Raw genomic sequence first — 21070 nt, forward strand, 5'->3', positions numbered from 1 at the left:
GTGGACGAACTCCTGACGACAGAGGCGAACGGGGTCCGGCTCGCCCACGAGGCGGCCGGACCCGACGACGGGCCGCCGCTCGTGCTGCTGCACGCCCTCGGCGAGGACCGCACCTCCTGGCGGGCGGTGTCCGCCGCGCTGGCCGCCGACGGATGGCGGACCCACGCCCTCGACCTGCGCGGCCACGGCGGCAGCGGGCACCCGGGCGACTACGCCTTCGCGCGGATGCGTGACGACGTGCTGGCCTTCCTGGACGCCCTCGGGCTGCCGCAGGTGACCCTCGTCGGCCACTCGCTGGGCGCGGCGGTCGCCTCGCTGGTGGCCATGGAACGGCCCGCGGCCGTGACGCGGCTGGTGCTGGAGGAGGGCCCGCTGCCGTTCCCCGCCGACCCGCCGCGCCCGGTGCCGGAACGCCCCGACGGGCCGACCCCGTACGACTGGCGGCTGCTGCCCGCCGTCGCGGAGCAGCGCAACGCCCCCGACCCGCGCTGGTGGGAGGAGCTGACCGCGATCACCGCGCCGACCCTGATCGTGGCGGGCGGCCCCACCAGCCATCTGCGGCAGGACCAGCTCGCCGCGACCGCCGCGCGCATCCCCGACTGCCGGATCGTCACCCTCGACGCCGGGCACACGGTGCACGACGCGCGCCCCGGGGACTTCCTGCGGGAGGTGCGGGCCTTCCTCGCCGCCGACCCCGCCGCGCCGGGCGGTGCGGTGGGCTAGCGGCTCTTCGTACGACGGCGGTCAGGCGATGACGCGGGCGGCGATCGTACGGGCGCAGGCCAGCGACTCGGAGCGGCTGGTGTCGACCTCCAGGTCGTAGACCACGCCGCGGTGCACCAGTTCGGCCTGGGAGCGGGCCATGCCCACGACCCGGTCGCCGCGCGCGGTCTCCCGCCCCGCGGCCACCTCCGGGCTGCAGTAGACGCCCACCCACAGCACGTCGAGGCCGGTCAGCGCGGTGCGCCAGCGCTGCTGGGAGGAGGCCCCGCCGAGGAACACCTCGTCCACGACGATCCTGGCCCCGGCCCGTACCATCGCCGCGATGCCCTGCGCCCACGCTATGTCCAGGAGCTTGAACTCGTCACCGGTCGACACCGAACCGTCGGCGCCGATGGCGATCCCCTCGTCGGAGTCCCGCAGGTGCGCGGGCATCGCGGCGTACAGCGTGTCGACGCCGAGCGTCAGCCACGGCTGCGGAAGCACCGCCTGCAGACAGCGCGCGATACCGGACTTCCCCGAACTGGAACCTCCGTTGAGAATGATCACCTGAGTGGACACCCGACCACCGTATGCGCGGCGAGGGGAACGGGCGAGTGGATAACGACAACCGCACCGTGCGGATCATGACATGGAACCTGTGGTGGCGGTTCGGCCCCTGGCAGCGGCGCAGGGACGCGATCCTGCACGTCCTGCGCGAGGAGCGGCCCGACGTCCTGGGCCTGCAGGAGGTGTGGGGGAGCGCGGACGAGAACCTCGCCGGGTGGCTGGCCGACGAGCTGGGCATGGAGTGGACCTGGTCGCGCTCGCCCGTCCAGGACCGCTGGCACCGGCGCAACGGCGGCGACACCTCGGTCGACGTCGGTGTCGCGGTGCTCAGCCGCCACCCCCTGCTGGAGACGGCCGAGCGGCGGCTCCCCGCAGGCGACGAGCCCGACGACGGGAAGACCGCGCTGTACGCGCTGATCGACGCCCCCGGCGGGCCGCTGCCGTTCTTCACCACCCACCTCAACTCCGGGATCGCGCAGTCGGCGGTGCGCTGCGCCCAGGTCAGGGAGCTGGCCGCCTTCGTCGCCGAGCGGACGGCCGAGGGTGGGCATCCGCCCGTGGTGACCGGCGACTTCAACGCCGAAGCCGACTTCGACGAGGTCCGGCTGATCGGCGGCTACAAGACGGCTCCCGCCGTGCCCGGTCTCGTACTGCTCGACGCCTGGCGCTTCGCCGATCCCGCGCTGCCGCACGGCACCTGGGACATCGCCCACCGGGACTCGGTCAACTTCGGCGACCGGCCCAGCTGTATCGACTACATCCTCGTCGGCGTCCCCGGCCCCGGCGGCCGCGGCCGCATCCGCGCCGCCCGGCGCACCGCCGACCGCCCCGTAGCCGGCACCTGGCCCTCCGACCACGCCGCCGTCATCGCCGAGCTCGCTCCCTAGCCGGGTGCCCTTGCGGAGGACCTGTGCCCCGAAGGGGCGCGGGGAACTGCGCGGCCCGCCCCCACCGGGCCGGTGGCCCGAAAACAACGCGTCTGCCCCATTGGGGCCGGTGGTGACCTGCAGCCCGGTCATGGGCTGGTCGCGCAGTTCCCCGCGCCCCTGACGGGGCACGTCCGGTGCCTGGGCCTCCGCAAGCGCAGCGCGCTTCCCCGCGCCCCTACGGGGCTAGGTCCTCCGCCGCGCGAGGCGAGTTGCGCCAGGCGGTGGAGAAGGCGCGGGCGGGGTTGTGGAGGAAGATGGCCTCGGCGCCGGCGGAGCCGAGTTCACGTTCGAGACGGGGCCGGAGGGTGCGGAGGAGGTACGGAAGGCCGGGGCCGCCGCCGGTCGCGGCGCGACCGGCGGAGGAGGTGGTGTCACCGCCGAGCAGGATCTGGTGGAGGTGCCCGGCCTCGGCGAGAGCCACCACGCTGTCCACGAGCCGCCAATCGGTGGCGTGGTGGGCCCGGGTGGGCCCGTCGAAGGCCAGGAACGCACCGGAGGCGGCCAGTTCACGGTGGACGCCCGGGTCGGGGAAGCGGTTGAGATGGCCGAGCAGAATGCTCTCGACGGGCACTGCGGCCTCGCCGTGCAGCAGCCCGAGCACGTCCACGGCGGCCGTACCCAGCTCGTGGTGGACACCGATCGGCGCACCGGTCGCGTGGTGCGCCTCGGCGGCGGCCGCCATCACCTCACGGGTGTGGCCGTCGAGGCCGTGGTACATCCCGGCGACCTTGATCATCCCGGCCTTCGCGGCGCCGCGCGGCCCGTCCGGGTCGTCGCCCTCGTGCATCCCGCGGGTCAGCTCCGCGGTGAAGAACGCGGCGAGGCCCCCGCCTTCGCGCAGCCGCTCCAGCAACTCCGGCCGGTAGTGCACCGCCTGGTGCAGCCCGGTGGCGGCCACCACGTGCACGCCGTGCGTACGGGAGAGCGCGGGCAGCTCGGCGGCCCTGCGCCCCATGCCGAAGGGCGTCCACTGGGCGAGTCCCTCACCGCCGAGCGCGCGGTAGGCGGCGAGTTCGGCGCCCGCCGCCTCCGCGTCGTCCAGTTCCTGCCCGGCCAGTACGGGACTGCTGAGGAAGAGGTGGTCGTGGGCGTCGAACACCCCGAGCCGGTCGGGCGCGATGTCACCGAGGACCGTACGGACCGTCCTCACGCCGTCGCCCCCTCGGCGGCGGCGTCCCCGGTGACGGCGTCCTCGGTGTCGGCGAACGCCGCCGCGGCGACCCGCAGTCCGGCCAGCGCCTTGGGCACGCCCACGTACGGCGCCAGGTGCACCATCACCTCGACGATCTCCTGGGGCGACATCCCGATCCGCAGGCTGTTGCGCACATGGTCGTCGAGCTGCGGCTCGACGCCGCCGAAGGCCGTGAGGGCGGCCAGGGTGGCTATCTGCCGGTCGCGCAGGGCGAGCCCCTCGCGCTGGTAGGTGCCGCCGAAGAGGCTGGTGACGATCCAGTCGGGGAAGCCCGGCGCGAGGGCGTCGAGCCCGGCCAGGGTGCCCTCGACGGTGGCGGGACCCGCCAGTTCACCGAGCAGCCGGTACCCGGCCTCGCGATCGACGGTGGCCTGCTTCATGCCTCTGCTCTCCTTCATGTCCCCGGCTGCTTCCCTGTCGTCCCGCGTGTGCCGCGCGGCTGTTGTCGTCACCACTGCCGCCCGGTCTCGATCGCGTCCAGCCCGGGCGCCGACAGATGCAGCACCTGGAAGTGCTCCTCGGTGCCGTCCACCAGCGCCTCCTGGGGCGCCCCGTCCTCCCGGAGCGTGAAGTGCAGCAGTTCCCAGTGGCGCGGGTCGATGGCCACGGCCGCACTGTGCACCCCGGGGTGTGCGGCCTGCTCCGCCAGGTCGTCGAGCGCGCGGTCGATCACGGCGGCGTGCGCGTCGCCGGGACCCAGCGGCCGCACGCGGCGAGTGGCGGTGCGCGGTGTACGGGCGAAGGCGGGTCCGCGGGCGAAGCCGAGACCGGTCCAGTGCTGGACGACCGGGCGGCCGAAGTCGTCGACGAGCCCCTGGAACCCCGGGCCCCACAGGAAGCTGTTCATACCCCGCTCGGTGTTCCACAGATAGAACGGCGCGTACTCGTTGACGGGCGACCCGTCGACCCCGCGCTCGCGGATCAGATACGCCTTCAGGCCGAGCCCGGGGAAGCCGTCGAGCAGATGCCCCTTCGTCTCCACCCGGCGACGGATGATCTTCATGTCGTAGTCCGCGGGCAGGGTGATGCGGTAGTTCATGGCGTGCATGGGTGCTGACTCCCCGTCGGTGTGCTGTGCTGTGGCGCGGTAGGCGGCTGCCGTCTCCGGTGGGCGGCGGGTGGTTACGCGGACGGGCCGGTGACGCGGGCCGCCGCGAGCAGCGCGGTGGCGCCGCGGACCGCCCGGTCGAAGGGCTCCTGCGAGTCGGCGGCGCGGGCGAGTACGTATCCGCCCTGTACGACCGCGGCGAGAGCGGCGCCGGTGTCCACCGGGTCGAGGTCCGGGCGCAGTTCGCCGCTGGCGATGCCGTCGGCGACGATGCCGGCCAGCCGCTCGCACAGCCAGGCGAACGTCTCCCGTACCGGCGCGCGGAGGTCGTCGCTGTCGAGCACGTCGGGGTCCATCGCCATCCGGCCGACCCGGCAGCCGCGCACCGCGTCGCGCTCGCGCAGCAGGTAGCCGGACGCCTTGTCCAGCGCCGTGCCGCCGTCGGCGAACTGCCGCTCGGCCAGCGCCCGCAGCTGCTCGGCGCTGCGCCGCATCGCGGTCACCGCCAGATCGGGCTTGCCACGGAAGTGGTGGTACATGCTGCCCTGCCCGGCGCCTGCCCGCTCCTGGATGGCCTTGGGGCTGGTGCCGACGTAGCCGCGCTCCCACAGGAGTTCCTGGGCGCTCTCGATCAACCGTTCCGCGGTGTCCATGAGGTGAGTGTACATACTAGTAGGTACAGAATCCAGGAGGAGCGGGGCGGCGGACGTCCGCCGCCGCCCCGGGCACGTCCTCGCGGAGGACGCCCACGGGGAAGGCGCCCGCCCCGTGGGCGCCTTCCCCGAAGTGCCGCTATCCCGCCGCCTCCGCCTCGCGTACGGCGACCGCGCGGGCCCAGCGGTAGTCCGCCTTGCCGCTCGGTGAGCGCTGGATGCGGTCGGTCAGCACCAGGCTGCGCGGGATCTTGTAACCGGCCAGCCGGGCGCGGCAGTGCGCCTGCACCGACTCCAGGGTGAGCGGGCCCGCACCCTCGCGCGGCTGCACCACGGCGGCCACGTGATTGCCCCACCGCTCGTCGGGCACACCCGCGACCAGCGCGTCGTACACGTCCGGGTGCGCCTTCAGCGCCTCCTCGACCTCCTCCGGATACACCTTCTCGCCCCCGGTGTTGATGCACTGCGAGCCGCGTCCGAGTACGGTCACCACGCCGTCCGCGTCGACGGTCGCCATGTCGCCGAGCAGCACCCAGCGCTCGCCGTTGCGCTCGAAGAAGGTCTCGGCGGACGCGGCGGGGTCGTTGTAGTAGCCCAGCGGTACGTGGCCGCGCAGCGCGATCCGGCCGGGCTCGCCGGGGGCGACGGGTTCGAGGGTGGCGAGGTCGACCACCGCGATGTTCGCGCCGACCTCGATACGGAAGCCGCGGTCGGGGCCCGAGTCGGCGGTGGCGGTGCCGTTGAAACCGGACTCCGACGAGCCGAAGTTGTTGAGGATCAGCACACCGGGCACCAGTGCCTGGAACTGGTCCCGCACCGTCTCCGACATGATCGCGCCCGAACTCGACAGCGTGAACAGCGAGGAGCAGTCGGTGCCGCGCAGCGGGCCGGCCAGCGCGTCGGCGAGCGGCCTGAGCATCGCGTCGCCGACCAGCGAGACGCTGGTGACGCGCTCCCGCTCGATGGTGCGCAGCACCTCGTGCGGGGCGAACTTCCGGTGCACGACCACCTTCTGGCCGAAGTGGAAGGCGATGAAGGCGGTGAGCGTCGACGTGCCGTGCATCAGCGGCGGGGTGGGGAAGAAGACCAGTCCGTCGCCGCCGGCCGCGACCCGCTCGGCCAGTTCCTCCGGGCGCTTGACGGGCTCGCCGGTCGGCGCGCCGCCGCCCATCCCGGAGAAGAACAGGTCCTCCTGACGCCACATCACGCCCTTGGGCATGCCGGTGGTGCCGCCGGTGTAGATCACGAACTGGTCGTCGGCCGAGCGCGGCCCGAAGTCCCGCTCGGGCGAGCCCGACGCCTCCGCGTCGGCGAAGGCGACCGGCGCCAGAGCGGGTTCGGTGGCGTCCGGGGGAGTGGTCCCGACCCGGATCAGATGGCGCAGCCGCTCGGTCTGCGGCAGCGCCGCCGCCACCCGGTCGGTGAACTCGCCGTCGAAGACCAGCGCCGCGAGATCCGCGTCCCGGTACAGGTAGACCAACTCGTCGGCCACATAGCGGTAGTTGACGTTCACCGGCACCAGCCGCGCCTTCAGGCAGGCGTACGCGGTCTGCAGATATTCGACGCCGTTGTAGAGGTGCAGCCCCACGTGCTCGCCGGGCTTCAGGCCCGCAGCGGTCAGATGGTGCGCGAGCCGGTTGGCCGCCGCGTCGAACTCGCCATAGGTCAGCCGCCGTTCCGCGCCGGTGCCGGGATGGTCGACGTACACCAGCGCTTCTCGGCCGGGGACCACGTCGGCCACCGACTCGAACAGGTCGGCAAGGTTGTACTCCACAGTGCCTCCAGCCCCGCATCGGTGGACCAGGGCCTGTCCAGCCGGTCCTGGCGGTCATTAGAACGTCCCCGGCGCGCACTGGGAAGGGCTCCCGTGCAAGAAATCTGACGAGTAGTCAGAAAATCCTTGTCCTGCCACCGCGGTTACTGCAACCTGTTCCAGTACCGGACGAAGGAGAGTGGCCCATGGACGGTACGGAACACCTCACCGTGGAACGCGCCGGGGCGACCCTGGTGCTGACCCTCAACCGGCCCGAGGCGCGCAACGCACTGTCGCTGCCGATGCTCGTCGGCCTCTACGACGGCTGGCTGCGCGCCGACGAGGACGACGACATCCGCTCGGTCGTGCTGACCGGCGCGGGCGGCGCCTTCTGCGCCGGGATGGACCTCAAGGCGCTGTCCGAGGGTGGCGGCGGAGCGGCGGGTCAGCAGTACAGGGACCGGCTCAAGGAGGACCCCGACCTGCACTGGAAGGCCATGCTGCGGCACCACAGACCGCGCAAGCCGGTGATCGCCGCGGTCGAGGGGCCGTGCGTGGCCGGCGGCACCGAGATCCTCCAGGGCACCGACATCAGGGTCGCGGGCAAGAGCGCGGTCTTCGGGCTGTACGAGGTGCGGCGCGGGCTGTTCCCGATCGGCGGCTCCACCGTCCGCCTCGCCCGGCAGATCGCCCGCACCCACGCCCTGGAGATGCTGCTCACCGGCCGCCCGTACACCGCGGACGAAGCCCTGGAGATCGGCCTGATCGGCCATGTGGTGCCCGACGGCACGGCCCTGGACAAGGCCCTGGAGATCGCCGAACTCGTCAACGCCAACGGGCCGCTGGCCGTCGAGGCCGTCAAGGCGTGCGTCTACGACAGCGCCGAACTGACCGAGACCGAGGGGCTGAAGCTCGAACTCGACCGCGGCTGGCCGGTCTTCGCCACCGCCGACGCCAAGGAGGGCCCCCGCGCCTTCGCCGAGAAGCGGCCGCCCGTCTTCCGCCGCGCCTGACAGCCCCCCTGACAGCCCCCCTGACAGATCGTCACCAAGGAGGCAGCCCATGACATCCGGTACCGCACCGGACGTGCTCCGCGCCCCGCTCGTCGTCGAGTTCCCCTTCACCCGCTCGCTGGGCCCCGTGCAGAGCGCCTTCCTCAGCGGTCTGCGGCTGCGCACGGTGCTCGGCGTACGCACCAGCGACCGGCGGGTGCTGGTGCCCCCCGTCGAGTACGACCCGGCGACCGCCGCCGAACTGCGCGAACTGGTCGAGGTCGGCGCCACCGGCACCGTCACCACCTGGGCCTGGAACCCCACCCCCCGCCCGCAGCAGCCGCTGGCCACCCCCTTCGCCTGGGTCCTCGTACGCCTCGACGGCGCCGACACCGCCCTGCTGCACGCGCTCGACGCGCCCGGCCCCGCACACGTCCGCACCGGTATGCGGGTCCGGATCCGCTGGGCGGAGCGGCGCGAGGGCGCGATCACCGACATCGCCTGCTTCGAGCCCTGCGCCGCCGACGAACCGCCCGCCGCCGCCACGGCCGTCGCCCACGACGGGCGGTTCGACAGCCCCGTCACCGGCATCGTCGCCACCGCACGCCTCGACTACACCCACACACCCGGCCGCGCCCAGACCCGCTACCTCCGGGCCGCCGCCGAGCAGCGCATCACCGGAGAGCGCTGCCCCAAGTGCCGCAAGGTCTATGTGCCGCCGCGCGGCGCCTGCCCCACCTGCGGCGTCGCCACCGACGAACAGGTCGAGGTCGGCCCGGCCGGCACGGTCACCACCTTCTGCATCGTCAACATCAAGAGCCAGCATCTCAAGGCCCTCGACATCGAAGTCCCCTACGTCTACGCGCACATCGCGCTCGACGGCGCCGACCTCGCGCTGCACGGCCGGATCGGCGGCATCCCGTACGACCAGGTGCGGATGGGGCTGCGGGTCGAGCCGGTGTGGACCGAGGGCGGCCGCTACCCCGACCACTACCGGCCCACGGGAGAGCCGGACGCCGACTACGACACCTACCGGGAGCTGGTCTAGATGCGGGACGTCGCCATCGTCGCCTTCGCGCAGTCGCCCTGCCGCCGCAGCACCGACGAGGTCTCCGAGGTCGAACTGCTGATGCCGGTACTGCACGACGTGCTGGAGCGGACCGGGCTGGCCGCCGGTGAGATCGGCTTCACCTGCTCCGGCTCCTCCGACTACCTCGCCGGGCGGGCCTTCTCCTTCACCATGGCCCTCGACGGCGTCGGCGCCTGGCCACCGATCCCGGAGTCCCATGTCGAGATGGACGGCGCCTGGGCGCTGTACGAGGCGTGGGTGAAGCTCCTCACCGGCGAGGCCGACACCGCGCTGGTCTACTCCTACGGCAAGTCGTCGCCCGGCGACGTCCGTTCGGTGCTGACCCGGCAGCTCGACCCCTACTACGCGGCCCCGCTGTGGCCCGACTCCGTCGCCCTGGCCGCGCTCCAGGCGCGGGCGCTGCTCGACGCCGGGATCACCGACGAGGCCGAACTCGCCGGTATCGCCGCCCGCAACCGCACCGCCGCCCGCGGCAATCCCTACGCCCAGGTGACGGCGGTGGAGACCGCGCCGGACCAAGGCCCGTACGTCGTCAGCCCGTTGCGCCGTCACGACTGCCCGCCCGTCGGCGACGGCGCCGCCGCGGTGGTGCTCGCGGCCGGTGACACCGCGCGGCGGCTGTGCGAGCGGCCCGCCTGGATCCGCGGCATGGACCACCGCATCGAGGCGCCCGCGCTGGGCGTGCGCGACCTCACCGACTCACCCTCGACCCGCCTCGCCGCCGAACGCGCCGGGGTGTTCACCGCCCCCGTCGACACCGCCGAGCTGCACGCGCCCTTCACCTCGCAGGAGGTCGTGCTGCGCCGGGCGCTGCGGCTCGACGCGCCCGACTGCGCGACCGTGGTCAACCCGTCGGGCGGCCCGCTCGCCGCCAACCCCGTGATGGCGGCCGGGCTGATCCGGCTCGGCGAGGCCGCCGCCCGTATCCAGCGCGGCGACGCGACGCGGGCCCTGGCCCACGCCACCTCGGGGCCGTGCCTGCAGCAGAATCTCGTGGCCGTCCTGGAAGGGGAGTAGCCGCATGCCCAAGGAGCCCGTGGCCGTCGTCGGGGTCGGCCAGACCAAGCATGTCGCCGCCCGCCATGACGTCTCCATCGCCGGTCTCGTCCGGGAGGCGGCCCGCCGCGCCCTCGACGACGCCGGACTGGACTGGGCGGACGTCGACGCCGTCGTGATCGGCAAGGCGCCCGACTTCTTCGAGGGCGTCATGATGCCGGAGCTGTACCTCGCCGACGCGCTCGGCGCCGTCGGCAAGCCGATGATGCGGGTCCACACCGCGGGTTCGGTCGGCGGCTCCACCGCGCTGGTCGCCGCCGGTCTCGTCGCCTCCCGGGTGCACCGCACCGTCCTCACCGTCGCCTTCGAGAAGCAGTCGGAGTCCAACGCGATGTGGGGGTTGTCGCTCCCCGTACCGTTCCAGCAACCGCTGCTGGCCGGCGCGGGCGGCTTCTTCGCCCCCCACGTACGCGCCTACATGCGGCGCACCGGCGCGCCGTCGTCCGTCGGCTCCCTCGTCGCCTTCAAGGACCGGCGCAACGCCCTCCTCAACCCCTACGCCCATCTGCACGAGACCGGCATCACCCTTGAGAAGGTGCAGTCCTCGCCCATGCTGTGGGACCCCATCCGCTACTCCGAGACCTGCCCGTCCTCCGACGGCGCCTGCGCCATGGTGCTCACCGACCGGCAGGGCGCGGCCCGTTCGCCGCGGCCGCCCGGGTGGGTGCACGGTGGCGCGATGCGCAGCGAGCCCACCATGTTCGCGGGCAAGGACTACGTCAGTCCGCGGGCCGGGCGGGACTGCGCCGCCGATGTCTACCGGCAGGCCGGGATCACCGAGCCGCGGCGGGAGATCGACGCCGTCGAGATGTACGTGCCCTTCTCCTGGTACGAGCCGATGTGGCTGGAGAACCTCGGCTTCGCCGCCGAGGGCGAGGGCTGGAAACTCACCGAGTCCGGTGTCACCGAACTCGACGGCGACCTTCCGGTCAATCCTTCGGGTGGCGTCCTGTCCACCAATCCGATCGGCGCCTCCGGCATGATTCGCTTCGCCGAGGCGGCACTTCAGGTGCGAGGGCTGGCCGGGGAGCACCAAGTGCCGGGTGCGCAGCGGGCGATGGGGCACGCGTACGGGGGTGGCTCCCAGTTCTTCGCCATGTGGGTGGTGGGAAGCGAGGCTCCTTCCACGTGACGGGTTCTGCGGGTTCTACCTGACGAGAGGCTGTTGTGGGGGCCGGTTCTCGCATCTTGTGTAGGGCGCTGCCGCGGTGGATAGGCTGAGGCACGGACGACGACGTGGGAGGAGAGCGGACGTGGCCGAAAGCACCATCGGACAGCCGTTGACCAACGGGAAGAAGCCGCAGGTCGACCTGACGGACGCGGAATGGCTTTCCAGCAGCCAAGGCACGGGTGACGTGCAGATCGCTTTCGTCGAGGGGTACATCGCGATGCGCGACGGGCGTAACCCCGAGGGTCCGGCGCTGATCTTCACTCCGGCGGAGTGGCGGGCCTTTGTGCTGGGGGCGCGTGACGGGGAGTTCGATCTGACCTGAGGTGACGTGCCCGGCACGCGGAGGCGGGCCGGGCACACGCGTCACGGCCACTCGGAGAGCGGCGGGATCGGGTCGCCCGTCAGCGGAGTGCTGGGGTGGCGGCCCGCGAGCCAGGCGGCGAGGTCGGCGGCGGGGCCGGTCACTGTCACCGGGCGGCCCTCTCCGAAGGTCCACGAGTCGTCGTTGTCGGTCGCGGTGAGGGTGACCCTGTGGCCGTGGGGCAGCCGGGGGGACAGGTAGGTGATCAGGTGGGCGCAGAAGGGGAGCGTCCAGTCGCGGGGGGTGGGCCCGAGTAGGGCGTCGGCCGTGTGGATCTCCAGTTCGCGCCACCATGCCTGGGCGGCGGTTTCGAGGGTGCCGTCGCGGTGGCGGACCGGGCGGGTCCAGTCGGTGGGCTCGACGGCGGACCAGGATGCTTCGATCTCGTCGAGTGCCTCCTCCAGCGCCGAGCTCAACTGCGCTGCGGGGCGGCCGTGTCCGGCCTCGATCGCGGCGTCACGGGCCGGGCGGCCGCCGTCGTACAGGTCGACCTGGGCGCCGCGCAGGGCGTAGCGGGCCTGGCGGGCGAGGGCGAGGCCGACGCCTTCGATGTGGGTGAGGACATGGCCCCTGGTCCAGCCGGGGAGGGCGCTCGGGGCGCGGAGCGCTTCGTCGGTGAGGGTGGGGAGCAGAGCGCGCAGGCGGTTCTGGCCGGTGGTGAGGGCGGCCTGCGTGTCGGCTGGGGGGAAGGTGGAGTTCGGGGTGGTCACGGCCATAGCAGACCTCGCTCCCAGGTGCCTTCGGTGCGGCGGTAGTTGACGCGGGTGTGGTTGCGGTCGGGGTCGCCCTGCCAGAACTCCACGGTGGTGGCGTGCAGGGCGTAAAGGGTCCAGGTGGGGGAGATCAGGTCGGGCTCGGCGGTGACGCGGGCGGTGGAGGCGCGTACGGCCGTGTCGCGGGCGGTGGTGTCGGGGAGGGGGCCGCTCTGGCGGCCGAGCAGGGCCTCGGCGCGGGCGCTGGGGGAGCGGGCGAGGAAGTCGGCGGCACTGGCGGCGGGGGGCGCCGTGGTGACGCCGCCGCGGACGCGGATCTGGCGGGCGAGGGCGGGCCAGTAGAAGGTGAGGGTCGCCGAGGGGTGGGCGGCGAGGTCGCGGCCCTTGGGGCTGGTGGAGTCGGCGGCGAATTCCCAGCCGTCCGGCGAGACGTTCTTGAGGATCAGGACCCGGGCGGCCGGGTCGCCGTCGGCGTCGACGGTGGACAGGGTCATCGCGTGCGGCTCGCGGACGCCCTGGCGTACCGCGGCCAGGAGCCAGGCGATGAACAACTCATGCGGGTCGGCGGGGAGTTCGGAGGTGTCGAACGTCGGCAGGGCGCCGTCGAAGACCTCGAGTGCGCGGAGTGTCTCGCGCAGGTCGGACACAGGTACCCCCTCGTGGGTTAACGGTCTTTGGTGAAGATAGCATTAGCTCATGGAAGGTATGGGATCGCCGGAGGGCCTCGCACTCGATCTGGCCGTCACCATCCGGCACGACGGGCACGGGGGTGTGGCCGATGACCTCGCCACGCCGGACGGGTTGACCCTCTGGGTACGTGCGCACGCGGACGCGCTCGGGGCCGATGTGGGGGCGGACGGCTTCACGGCGGACGAGGAGGTGCGGGTGGCGGTGGTCGCGGTGCGGACGGCGGTGCGGACGCTGTTCGCGCGGGCGGTGCGGCCGGGGCCGCCGAGTTCCGCTGATGCCGGGCGGCTGCCGTCGGCAGGCGAGGCGCTGGAGCGGCTCAACGCGGCGTCCGCGCGGGTGCCCGTCAGCCCGTGTCTGGACTGGCCCGACGAGGGGCTGCCGGTGGCCTCGCACCATGTGCGGGAAGGCGCCGTGGAGAGCGAGCGGCTGGCCGCCGCTCTCGCCCGTTCCGCGATCGCCTTCCTGGCGGGGCCCCGGCGCGAGCTGCTGCGGGCGTGTCCCGCGCCGCGGTGTGTGCGGTACTTCGTCAAGGAGCACGCGCGGCAGGAGTGGTGCAAGCCGTCCTGCGGCAACCGGGCCCGGGTCGCGCGGCATCACGCGCGCCGTAAGGAGGGACAGCCGCCCGGCTGAGGCGGGGGCGCTTTACGGCGGGTAACAGGGGCGCACACAGGGCGCACGGTGGCTTCGGGGCGGTGCGGGGACGTGGGCGCCTGGTGGGGCGGCGGTGGGGCGTGACAGTCTCCGCCATGACCGGCGCGCCGGGGGCACCCCCCGCGGCGGCCGGTCCCGCCGTGCCGGTCACGTCCCCTGCCAGTGGCGAAACCGGCACGGCCGTTTGTCCTCACAGTACGCAGTCGGCGGCGTACGCTGTGAGGCCACCGGACAGACGTCCTCCCGACACGATGTGCGCCGGGCGTGCGCTGCCGGAAGGGCCAGGGGGTGTGCACCATGCCGCAGCGCCCATCGCGCCATCGGCGCGCGCTGCTCGAACGCGAGGCCGAACTCGTCGCCGTCGACGACGCGTTGGCCGAGCTGACCGGTCTGCGCGCCGACGCGGCCGGGCCGCGGGACCACAGGCCGCGCGGCGGCCTGCTCGCGTTCGCCGGTTCCGCCGGTCTCGGCAAGACCACACTGCTCGCCGAAGCCAGGCGCCGCGCCGGTGAACTCGGCTGCACCGTACTGTCCGCGCGCGGCGGCGACCAGGAGCAGCAGGTCGCCTTCCATGTCGCGCGGCAACTGCTGCAGCCGCAGCTCGCGGGCGCCGCGGAGACCGAACTGCGCGCCACACTGGGCAGTTGGTACGGCATCATCGGACCGGCGCTCGGACTGTGCACCGCCGAGGGCGCCGCACCCGACCCGCAGGGTCTGCGCGACGGACTCGACTGGGTGCTCACCCATCTCGCCGTCCAGCGTGCCCCCGTCGTGCTGATGCTCGACGACGCGCACTGGGCCGACCCGCAGTCGCTCAACTGGCTGGCCGCGTTCGCGCCCCGCGCCGACGAGCTGGGGTTACTCCTGATCGTCGCCTACCGCCCCGACGAACTGCCGCCGGGCGCCGAGTCGTTCCGCGGGCTGCCGGGGCGCGCGGGACACCGGCCGATCGACCTGGAACCGCTCACCGCCGGCGCGATCGGCACGCTGGTCCGCTCGTCGGTCGGCGAACACGCCGACGACGCCTTCTGCCGGGAGTGCTGGGCGGTCACCGCGGGCAACCCGTTCGAGGCGGTCGAGTTGACCGCCAAGGTCCGCGACCGCGGGGTGCGGCCCGACGAGGCCAGCGCCCATCTGCTGCGCGACCTCGCCGCCGCGATCAAGGGCAGCGGTCTGGTCACCCGGCTGGAACGGCTCGGCCCGTCCACCGTGCGGCTCGCCTGGGCCGCCGCGGTCCTGGGCACCGAGATCTCGCCGGCGCTGGCCGCGACCGTCGCGGGCCTCGGCAGGGAGGAGGCCGCGGACTGCGCCGAACGACTGCGCGACGCCCGTATCCTCACCGGCGGCGGCACCCTGGAGTTCGTCCACCCGCTGATCGCCACCGCCGTCTACCGGGCCATCCCGGACGCCGTCCGCGTCGCGCTGCACGGCCAGGCCGCCTGGTCGGTCGTCGACGCCGGGCTGGGCGCCTCGGCCGCCGCCCGCCACCTGCTGGAGACCCACCCCGAGGGCGACCCGTGGGTGGTCTCCCAACTCCGGGCCGCCGCCCGCGAGACGCTGCGCGCGGGCGCCCCCGAGGCCGCCCGCAGCTACCTGGGCCGCGCGCTGCGCGAACCCCCGCCGTACGACGACCGGGCCGCCGTGCTCTACGAACTCGGCTGCTCCTCCCAGCTGCTGGAGCCGTCGGTCACCGTCAACCATCTGCGCGCCGCGCTGGAGGAGCCGATCGCCGACCCGGCGCTGCGCGACGGCATCGTCTTCCGGCTCTCGCAGTCGCTGGCGCACAGCGACCGGCTCGGCGAGGCCGCCGAGGTCGTCGGGCACGCCGCCCGCACCGCCACCAGCGCCCGCACCCGGCTGCGGATGCAGGCCGAGCAGTTCATGTGGGACGCGTTCCGGGCCGACGAACCCGACTCGCCCAGCCGCTCGCGGCGGCTGTCCCGGCTCGCCGACCGGCTCACCGGCCGCGACCTCACCGAGCGCTACATCATCGGCCTGCGCGCCTGGGACGCCACCCTGCGCGGCGAGCACACCGCCACCGTGCTGCACCACGCGGGCCGGGCCCTGGACGGCGGGCTGCCCTGGGCCCACGAGGATTGGGGCTTCGAGGTTCCCGTCCTGGTCGCCATGACGTACATGTACGCCGACCGGCCCGGCCGCGCCGAGGAACTGTTCGCCACCGGCATCGCCGACTTCGAGCGGCACGGCTGGCGCGGCGCCCATCTGTCCTTCGGGTACGTGCTGCTCGGCTACGTCCGCTACCGGCGCGGCCGGCTGGCCGAGGCGGAGGACTTCGCCCGGGACGGACTGCGGCTTGCCGAGCGCGTCGGACGCGGCACCCCCGTGCAGTGGTACGCGGTCGCCGTCCTCGTCGAGATCCTGCTGGCCCGCGGCAGGACCGAGGAGGCCGCCGCGCTCGCCGCGGAATACGCCTTCCAGGAGCCCTTCCCGGCCGCGGTCACCTTCCCCGACGCCCAGGCCGTCCACGGTGAGCTGCTGCTCGCCCGCGGCCTGCACCGGGAGGCCGCCGCCGAGCTCGCCGCGGTCGGCCGCCGCCTCGACCCGCGGGGCATGCGCAACCCCGCGTGGAGTCCCTGGCAGCTGCACCTGGCACTCGCCGAGGCCCCGGACGCGCCGGACAGGGCGCGGGCGACCGCGCGGGACGCGGTGGCACGCGCCCGCCAGTTCGGCGCCCCGTCCGCCGTCGGCCAGGCACTGCGGGTCGCCGCCGAGGTCACCGGCGGCGCCGAGGGCCTGAAACTGCTGGAGGAGTCCGTCGCCCAGCTGGAGGCGTCGCCCTCGGCGCACCAGCTCGCCTGCGCGCTCGTCGCCCACGGCGCCGCGCTGCGCCGGGCGGGACAGCCCGCACAGGCGGCGGAGCAGCTCTACCGCGGCCTCGAAGGCGCACTCCAGTGCGGCGCCGACGGACTCGCCGAGCAGGCGTCGCGGGAGCTCGGCCTCGCCGGGCTGCGCCCGCGGCGGCTGCACGCGGCCCACTCCGACACCCTCACCGGCCGGGAGAGCGAGGCCGCCCGCCGCGCCGCCCACGGCGACGACCACCCCCGGATCGCCGCCGCCCTGGGCACCGGCGAGCGCGATGTGGCCCGGCTGCTCTCCGCCGTCTACCGCAAGCTCGGCACCGACCCCTCCGGCCTGCCGGAAGCCCTCCACGAACCGCCCCGCCCGCCGGCCCCGCCCGCACCCCGCCCCGCGGCGACCGCGACCGGAGCCCGGGCGCCGCAACCCCGCTAGGCCGGACGAGGACGGTGAGGACCGGGGTCGGCCCACCTCGGCGGTGAATGGCGTGCCGCCCGGCTCCCCGTGTCCTGGCGGTACCCGTACGATGGCCGCATGTCGTTCCTCCGCCGCCGTAGCGCAGCCACGCCCACCGGGCCGGACTTCGATGTCCTCGCGATGGACCCGGGTGACTGGCCGGGCGACCTCGGCGCCGGGCTGCTGCCCGGCCCCGACGGGAGCTGCCAGGGCATCTACCTGCGGTACGACCTGTTCGGCGGCCGCGGCCCCGCGATGCTGATCGGCAACCTGCCGGTCGGCTCGCCCGCCCGGGAGCTGGACGAGGGGCAGGTGCCCTTCGAGGTGGCGCAGCTCCTCGCCGCGCTCGGCAACGACGAGCCCGCCGAGGTCACCGGTGTGGAGGACACCCCCGTGATGCACGGCGACAGCCTGCTGATCGTCCGCCGGGTCAAGATCTCCGAGTCGCGGGTCGCCTGCGCCCAGTTCGACCGCAGCGACGGCGTCCAGGTCACCATCGCCACCTGGGACCGGCCGATCACCGACGACCTGTACCAGCTCCTGAAGCCGCTCCCCGCCGAGATGTTCCAGGCGGGCTGAGGCCCCCCGAAGGACCTCGCGCACGGACAGTGAAGGGGCGCCACCGCGACCGCGGTGACGCCCCTTCCCCCCGTTCCCCTGCCCGGCCGCCGCCGGTCAGCGCGGTGCCCCCTGGGCCTGTCCGGCAGATCCCGTCTGGTCCGCGGCGCCTGGCACGCACGCTCGCTGCGTTGTCAGTCGTCGGCGCAGCCCGCTGCGCTCTCCTCCCTCCGCCTTGCGAGCGCACGCACCAGGCACCGCGGACCCCGCCCTTCGGGCGGACGACGCTATCTGCCGGACAGGCCCAGTGCCGACGGCAGCAGCGAGACGTCCTCCGCCTTCACGTACGCCACCCGGTGGCCGAGCTGGATCTCGTAGTAGACCTGCTCGCCCCGCACCACCTGCTGGCCGGTGGTGTCGAAGTTCACCGAGTAGTAGTACTCGCCGTGCTCGGCGCCGCCGACCACGTACCGCTGGCCCGCGAGGATCTGGTACGGCAGTGCGAAGATGCCCTGGACGGGGACGCCCGCCGGGTAGGCGGCCGCCTCCGGGTAGGCGCGGCCGTAGACCGGGATGCTCGCCAGGCCCTCCTTCGGGGTGATGACCAGCGTCAGCGCGTTGACCGCGGTCGGCTGATCCTGCGGGTTGTGGAACCACGCCTCCTGGCCGAGGTACCAGATCGCCGTCCAGTCGCCCTGCCGGTCGGCCACCGCGAACTGCTGGCCGGTCGAGGCCCGCGCGCCCACGTCGTTGACGCCCGTGGTGGTGGCCGCCGTGCCGTGCAGGCCGACGTCCTTCACCAGCGGCGCGTCCTCGCTGGGCGCCGAGTACAGCCGGACCGCGTCCGAGCCGTGCGCCGGGCAGGTGTCACCCGCCTTCACGCAGCCGGTGTAGAGCGGCTGGTTGGTCTCGTAGTCCGGGTCGATCGTCACCGCGCCGCCCCACGGACCGGCGGTCGCGTGCACCGGGGCGCCGACCAGCGCCATGTAGTGGCCCCAGTCCCAGTACGGGCCCGGGTCGGTGTGCATCCCCGCGATGTACGAGGCGGTCGGCCCCTGCACGTTGTCGTGGCCGAGGATGTGCTGCCGGTCCAGCGGGATCCGGTACTTCGCCGCCAGGTACTTCACCAGCCGCGCCGACGTCCGGTACATCGACTCCGTGTACCAGGTGCCCGGATCGGTCAGGAAGCCCTCGTGCTCGATGCCGATCGACTTGGCGTTGGTGTACCAGTTGCCCGCGTGCCAGCCCACGTCCTTGGTGTTCAGGTGCTGGGCGATGTGCCCGTCGGACGAGCGCACCGTGTAGTGCCAGGCCAGATACGTCGGGTCCTGGACCAGCTGCATCGCCGTGTCCCAGTAGCCCTCGGTGTCATGGATGACGATGGTGTCGATCTTCTCGTCGACCGGCCGGTTCGCGAGGTCGTGGTTGCCGTAGTCACCGCCGCCGATGTCCTGGTACGGCGCCGGGACCCATTCGCAGCCCAGCCCGCGCGGGCACTCGGTCCCCGCGGCGTTCACCTGCTTCAGGCCGATCCGCGCCGCCTGCCCCGCGGCCGGCTTCAGCGCGGGCGACGCGGCCAGCGTCACCTGCTGGCCGCCGTCGGTGGTCCGCGCCTGGCCCTCCTTCAGCACGTCGAAGACGTCGTCGGCGAAGGCGGCCGCGGTGGCGGTGTCGTCGGCGCCCGAGTACCGGGCCACGGCCGCGTACCAGTTGGCCGGGTCGGCGCTCAGCGGTTCGCCCAGCGACTTCTGGGTGGCGGCGAGCAGCGCGGCGCCACCGGCCACGTTCACCGCGGGATCGGTGCGCAGCGCGTCCGCGGACAGCCCCGTCAGGGCGGCCGCGCGGTCCAGCGTCGTCATCGTGGCGGGCAGCGCCGCCAGATCGGGCGCCTCGGCGGTGGCCGTGGTGACCAGTGGCCGGGAGTCGTCGCCTCGGGCGTCGTTCCCGCCGTCGCCGGTGCTCCGCGGCGGGAAGTCCGTGAGGGCGGTACGCGCGTCGGTGAGGTGCATCGGGCCGTAGCCGCCGGTCACGCTCGGCATGCCCTGGTGGGCGTCCCAGCGGGACTCCAGATAGGCCACGCCGAGCAGCACGCTCTTCGGTACCTGGTAGTGCTGTGCGGCGTCGCTGAACGCCTGCTGCAGCGTGCCGCCCGCGCCCTGCGCGGGCTCCGCCGCGTGCGCGGTGGCGAACACCGGCAGCAGCGTCGCGGCCGCGGCGGCGGCCGTCACGGTGCGCAGCGCGCGCCGTCGGCGGCGGGTCTCGGGCGAGGGAGCGGATCTTCGCAAAGCAGCCTCCTCCTGGGGATGCCGAACGATCGGCACCACAGAGGTATCGGCTGTCCGATGATCCGTCAACTACCCGTAGCGTAGGTCGTCTTCCCACGTCAGGGCGGTGTCCGCCAAGTTTCCCCGCCGCGGTCTGCTGGCCAGCCCCGCGTCAGAGGTGTGGACCAGTGGGGCGCACGGGACGACCCGCGAAACTCGTACGGTCTCACCGGGTGCCGACCGCCGCGCGGACCGCCCTTCGCGCCAGACCGCAGTCGTCGTGCAACCGGCGCAGCAGCAGCCGCTGTTCCTCGCCCGCCTCGGCCGCGCCGGGAGCGACGGGCCCCACCGCGCGCATGGTGCGCTGCACGGCGGTCTCGTAGGTACGGATCTCCCGGGTCAGCACCAGCATCAGGTTGACCAGGAAGGAGTCGCGCGCCGCCGGGCCCTGCGCCTGCGCCTGCTGGCTGATCTGCCGCCGGGCCGCCGGGTCGTCGCCCAGCACCGACCACAGCACCGCCAGGTCGTACCCGGGCAGGTACCAGCCGGAGTGCTCCCAGTCGACCAGCGAGGGGCCGGCGGGGGAGAGCAGGACGTTGGACAGCAGGGCGTCGCCGTGGCAGAACTGCCCCTGCACATGGGCCAGTCCGTGCAGCAGCTGCTGCAGGTCGCCCATGTCCCGGTCGGTGAGCAGACCGAGCTCGTGGTAGCGGTTGACCCGGACCGGATAGTCGATCGGCGCGTCGAACGCGCCGGCCGGCGGACGCCACATGTTGATCCGCGAGTACGCCGACAGGGCCGCCCGTACGTCTCCGCGGGTGGGGGGCGTGACCGGGTGCCGCTGCGGCGACACGACCCGTCCCGGCATCCGTTCCATCACCAGGACGCAGCTCTCCGGGTCGGCCGCGATCAGCCGGGGCACCCGCACCGGCGGACGGTGCCGCACGAAGGTGCGGTATGCCGCTATCTCCTGCCGGAACCTTTCAGCCCAGGCCGGCGACTGGTCCAGCAGGCACTTGGCGACGGCCGGGGCGCGGCCGGAGGTGCCGATGAGCAGCGCGGTACGGCCGCCGCGGCGGAGCAGTTGCACAGGGGTGAACTCGGGGCAGATCCGCTGCACGGCGGCCACCGCGCTGCGAAGCTGGGTGCCCTGCGGGCCGGTCAAGTCGATTCTCCCGCTGAGCGGATGGGAGCTGCCCGTCGGCACGCCACGCCGCAGGGCGGTGGACGGGCGCGGGCGGAGGGCGGGTTCCGCCACGGCGGGGTGGTACGGCCGGGGCGGGGCGGACACGGAGGACGATGCCGAATACATGGGGAGAAGCAATTCCCTTCGTGTGCCAACGAGTTCAGGGGCGCCGCCCCCGGGCCGGGTTCCGCACCCTGGGGAATGCGGTGCCGGGCCGGGGT

At 73.7% G+C, this 21070-nt stretch carries 20 protein-coding genes; 10 read left to right on the forward strand and 10 right to left on the reverse strand.

From position 1 onward, the window contains the following. Complete coding sequence (locus AB0M29_RS08585; RefSeq protein ID WP_365380881.1) at positions 1-723, forward strand: alpha/beta hydrolase; 723 nt, start codon at positions 1-3, stop codon at positions 721-723. Between the two features lie 21 nt (positions 724-744). Here AB0M29_RS08585 and cpt read toward each other — a convergent pair whose 3' ends face one another. Continuing rightward, on the reverse strand, positions 745-1281 hold the full coding sequence (gene cpt / locus AB0M29_RS08590) for a chloramphenicol phosphotransferase CPT (RefSeq protein WP_365380883.1): 537 nt from the start codon (positions 1279-1281) through the stop codon (positions 745-747). Positions 1282-1346: 65 nt separating this feature from the next. Here cpt and AB0M29_RS08595 point away from each other — a divergent pair, with 65 nt between their 5' ends. Beyond that, positions 1347-2156 (forward strand): endonuclease/exonuclease/phosphatase family protein, encoded by an 810-nt coding sequence (locus AB0M29_RS08595; RefSeq protein ID WP_365380886.1) that lies wholly within the window; start codon positions 1347-1349, stop codon positions 2154-2156. Positions 2157-2373: 217 nt separating this feature from the next. Here AB0M29_RS08595 and AB0M29_RS08600 read toward each other — a convergent pair whose 3' ends face one another. The 5 genes from AB0M29_RS08600 to AB0M29_RS08620 form a co-directional block, all read right to left on the reverse strand. Continuing rightward, entirely contained in the window at positions 2374-3348 is a 975-nt protein-coding gene (locus tag AB0M29_RS08600; protein ID WP_365380888.1) for a phosphotriesterase, read from the reverse strand. Further along, the gene (locus AB0M29_RS08605; protein WP_365380891.1) at positions 3345-3770 is read right to left on the reverse strand and encodes a carboxymuconolactone decarboxylase family protein; all 426 of its coding nucleotides are present in this window, start codon (positions 3768-3770) and stop codon (positions 3345-3347) included. Before AB0M29_RS08605 ends, AB0M29_RS08600 begins: the two co-directional genes overlap by 4 nt. Before the next feature lie 68 nt (positions 3771-3838). Beyond that, positions 3839-4438, reverse strand: coding sequence for a DUF4865 family protein (locus tag AB0M29_RS08610; protein ID WP_365380893.1), 600 nt, complete (start codon positions 4436-4438; stop codon positions 3839-3841). A gap of 74 nt (positions 4439-4512) precedes the next feature. Further along, positions 4513-5091 (reverse strand): TetR/AcrR family transcriptional regulator, encoded by a 579-nt coding sequence (locus tag AB0M29_RS08615; protein ID WP_365380896.1) that lies wholly within the window; start codon positions 5089-5091, stop codon positions 4513-4515. Between the two features lie 139 nt (positions 5092-5230). Further along, positions 5231-6865: an acyl-CoA synthetase gene (locus tag AB0M29_RS08620; RefSeq protein ID WP_365380899.1), complete on the reverse strand. Its 1635-nt coding sequence runs from the start codon at positions 6863-6865 to the stop codon at positions 5231-5233. Positions 6866-7050: 185 nt separating this feature from the next. Between AB0M29_RS08620 and AB0M29_RS08625 the strand changes: the two genes are divergently transcribed. The 5 genes from AB0M29_RS08625 (at position 7051) to AB0M29_RS08645 (ending at position 11475) form a co-directional block, all read left to right on the forward strand. Then, positions 7051-7857 carry a crotonase/enoyl-CoA hydratase family protein gene (locus AB0M29_RS08625; protein WP_365380902.1) on the forward strand — a complete coding sequence of 269 codons (807 nt, stop codon included), beginning with the start codon at positions 7051-7053 and terminating at the stop codon, positions 7855-7857. Positions 7858-7906: 49 nt separating this feature from the next. Further along, a complete protein-coding gene (locus AB0M29_RS08630; protein WP_365380905.1) occupies positions 7907-8884 on the forward strand; it encodes an OB-fold domain-containing protein in 978 nt (325 codons plus the stop codon). Continuing rightward, positions 8885-9943 (forward strand): thiolase domain-containing protein, encoded by a 1059-nt coding sequence (locus AB0M29_RS08635; RefSeq protein ID WP_365380908.1) that lies wholly within the window; start codon positions 8885-8887, stop codon positions 9941-9943. A gap of 4 nt (positions 9944-9947) precedes the next feature. Beyond that, positions 9948-11114 (forward strand): thiolase domain-containing protein, encoded by a 1167-nt coding sequence (locus AB0M29_RS08640; RefSeq protein WP_365380911.1) that lies wholly within the window; start codon positions 9948-9950, stop codon positions 11112-11114. A 121-nt stretch (positions 11115-11235) separates the two neighbouring features. After that, the gene (locus AB0M29_RS08645; RefSeq protein WP_365380914.1) at positions 11236-11475 is read left to right on the forward strand and encodes a DUF397 domain-containing protein; all 240 of its coding nucleotides are present in this window, start codon (positions 11236-11238) and stop codon (positions 11473-11475) included. A 41-nt stretch (positions 11476-11516) separates the two neighbouring features. Here AB0M29_RS08645 and AB0M29_RS08650 read toward each other — a convergent pair whose 3' ends face one another. Together AB0M29_RS08650 and AB0M29_RS08655 are read right to left on the reverse strand one after the other, a co-directional pair. Then, positions 11517-12230 (reverse strand): maleylpyruvate isomerase family mycothiol-dependent enzyme, encoded by a 714-nt coding sequence (locus tag AB0M29_RS08650; RefSeq protein ID WP_365380917.1) that lies wholly within the window; start codon positions 12228-12230, stop codon positions 11517-11519. Then, positions 12221-12874, reverse strand: coding sequence for a pyridoxal 5'-phosphate synthase (locus AB0M29_RS08655; RefSeq protein WP_365380919.1), 654 nt, complete (start codon positions 12872-12874; stop codon positions 12221-12223). The genes AB0M29_RS08650 and AB0M29_RS08655 overlap by 10 nt, the downstream gene beginning before the upstream one ends. Before the next feature lie 58 nt (positions 12875-12932). Here AB0M29_RS08655 and AB0M29_RS08660 point away from each other — a divergent pair, with 58 nt between their 5' ends. The 3 genes from AB0M29_RS08660 (at position 12933) to AB0M29_RS08670 (ending at position 17420) form a co-directional block, all read left to right on the forward strand. Next, positions 12933-13547, forward strand: coding sequence for a CGNR zinc finger domain-containing protein (locus AB0M29_RS08660; RefSeq protein WP_365381039.1), 615 nt, complete (start codon positions 12933-12935; stop codon positions 13545-13547). Positions 13548-13865: 318 nt separating this feature from the next. Further along, the gene (locus AB0M29_RS08665) at positions 13866-16820 is read left to right on the forward strand and encodes an AAA family ATPase (RefSeq protein ID WP_365380922.1); all 2955 of its coding nucleotides are present in this window, start codon (positions 13866-13868) and stop codon (positions 16818-16820) included. Positions 16821-16919: 99 nt separating this feature from the next. After that, complete coding sequence (locus tag AB0M29_RS08670) at positions 16920-17420, forward strand: hypothetical protein (RefSeq protein WP_365380925.1); 501 nt, start codon at positions 16920-16922, stop codon at positions 17418-17420. A 266-nt stretch (positions 17421-17686) separates the two neighbouring features. Here AB0M29_RS08670 and AB0M29_RS08675 read toward each other — a convergent pair whose 3' ends face one another. Beyond that, positions 17687-19684 (reverse strand): peptidoglycan recognition family protein, encoded by a 1998-nt coding sequence (locus AB0M29_RS08675; RefSeq protein ID WP_365380928.1) that lies wholly within the window; start codon positions 19682-19684, stop codon positions 17687-17689. 205 nt (positions 19685-19889) lie between these two features. Then, entirely contained in the window at positions 19890-20975 is a 1086-nt protein-coding gene (locus AB0M29_RS08680) for an aminoglycoside phosphotransferase family protein (RefSeq protein WP_365380931.1), read from the reverse strand. Between the last annotated feature and the right edge of the window lie 95 nt (positions 20976-21070).

The organism is Streptomyces sp. NPDC051976, assembly GCF_040680795.1.
Classification (GTDB): domain Bacteria; phylum Actinomycetota; class Actinomycetes; order Streptomycetales; family Streptomycetaceae; genus Actinacidiphila.

What these genes read in the sequence shown, in the direction of transcription:
- AB0M29_RS08595 (WP_365380886.1), top strand. Translation starts at nt 1,347, where the DNA reads ATGACATGGAACCTGTGGTGGCGGTTCGGCCCCTGGCAGCGGCGCAGG.
- AB0M29_RS08605 (WP_365380891.1), bottom strand. Translation starts at nt 3,770, where the DNA reads ATGAAGCAGGCCACCGTCGATCGCGAGGCCGGGTACCGGCTGCTCGGT.
- AB0M29_RS08610 (WP_365380893.1), bottom strand. Translation starts at nt 4,438, where the DNA reads ATGCACGCCATGAACTACCGCATCACCCTGCCCGCGGACTACGACATG.
- AB0M29_RS08615 (WP_365380896.1), bottom strand. Translation starts at nt 5,091, where the DNA reads ATGGACACCGCGGAACGGTTGATCGAGAGCGCCCAGGAACTCCTGTGG.
- AB0M29_RS08625 (WP_365380902.1), top strand. Translation starts at nt 7,051, where the DNA reads ATGGACGGTACGGAACACCTCACCGTGGAACGCGCCGGGGCGACCCTG.
- AB0M29_RS08630 (WP_365380905.1), top strand. Translation starts at nt 7,907, where the DNA reads ATGACATCCGGTACCGCACCGGACGTGCTCCGCGCCCCGCTCGTCGTC.
- AB0M29_RS08635 (WP_365380908.1), top strand. Translation starts at nt 8,885, where the DNA reads ATGCGGGACGTCGCCATCGTCGCCTTCGCGCAGTCGCCCTGCCGCCGC.
- AB0M29_RS08640 (WP_365380911.1), top strand. Translation starts at nt 9,948, where the DNA reads ATGCCCAAGGAGCCCGTGGCCGTCGTCGGGGTCGGCCAGACCAAGCAT.
- AB0M29_RS08650 (WP_365380917.1), bottom strand. Translation starts at nt 12,230, where the DNA reads ATGGCCGTGACCACCCCGAACTCCACCTTCCCCCCAGCCGACACGCAG.
- AB0M29_RS08660 (WP_365381039.1), top strand. Translation starts at nt 12,933, where the DNA reads ATGGGATCGCCGGAGGGCCTCGCACTCGATCTGGCCGTCACCATCCGG.
- AB0M29_RS08665 (WP_365380922.1), top strand. Translation starts at nt 13,866, where the DNA reads ATGCCGCAGCGCCCATCGCGCCATCGGCGCGCGCTGCTCGAACGCGAG.
- AB0M29_RS08670 (WP_365380925.1), top strand. Translation starts at nt 16,920, where the DNA reads ATGTCGTTCCTCCGCCGCCGTAGCGCAGCCACGCCCACCGGGCCGGAC.
- AB0M29_RS08680 (WP_365380931.1), bottom strand. Translation starts at nt 20,975, where the DNA reads ATGTATTCGGCATCGTCCTCCGTGTCCGCCCCGCCCCGGCCGTACCAC.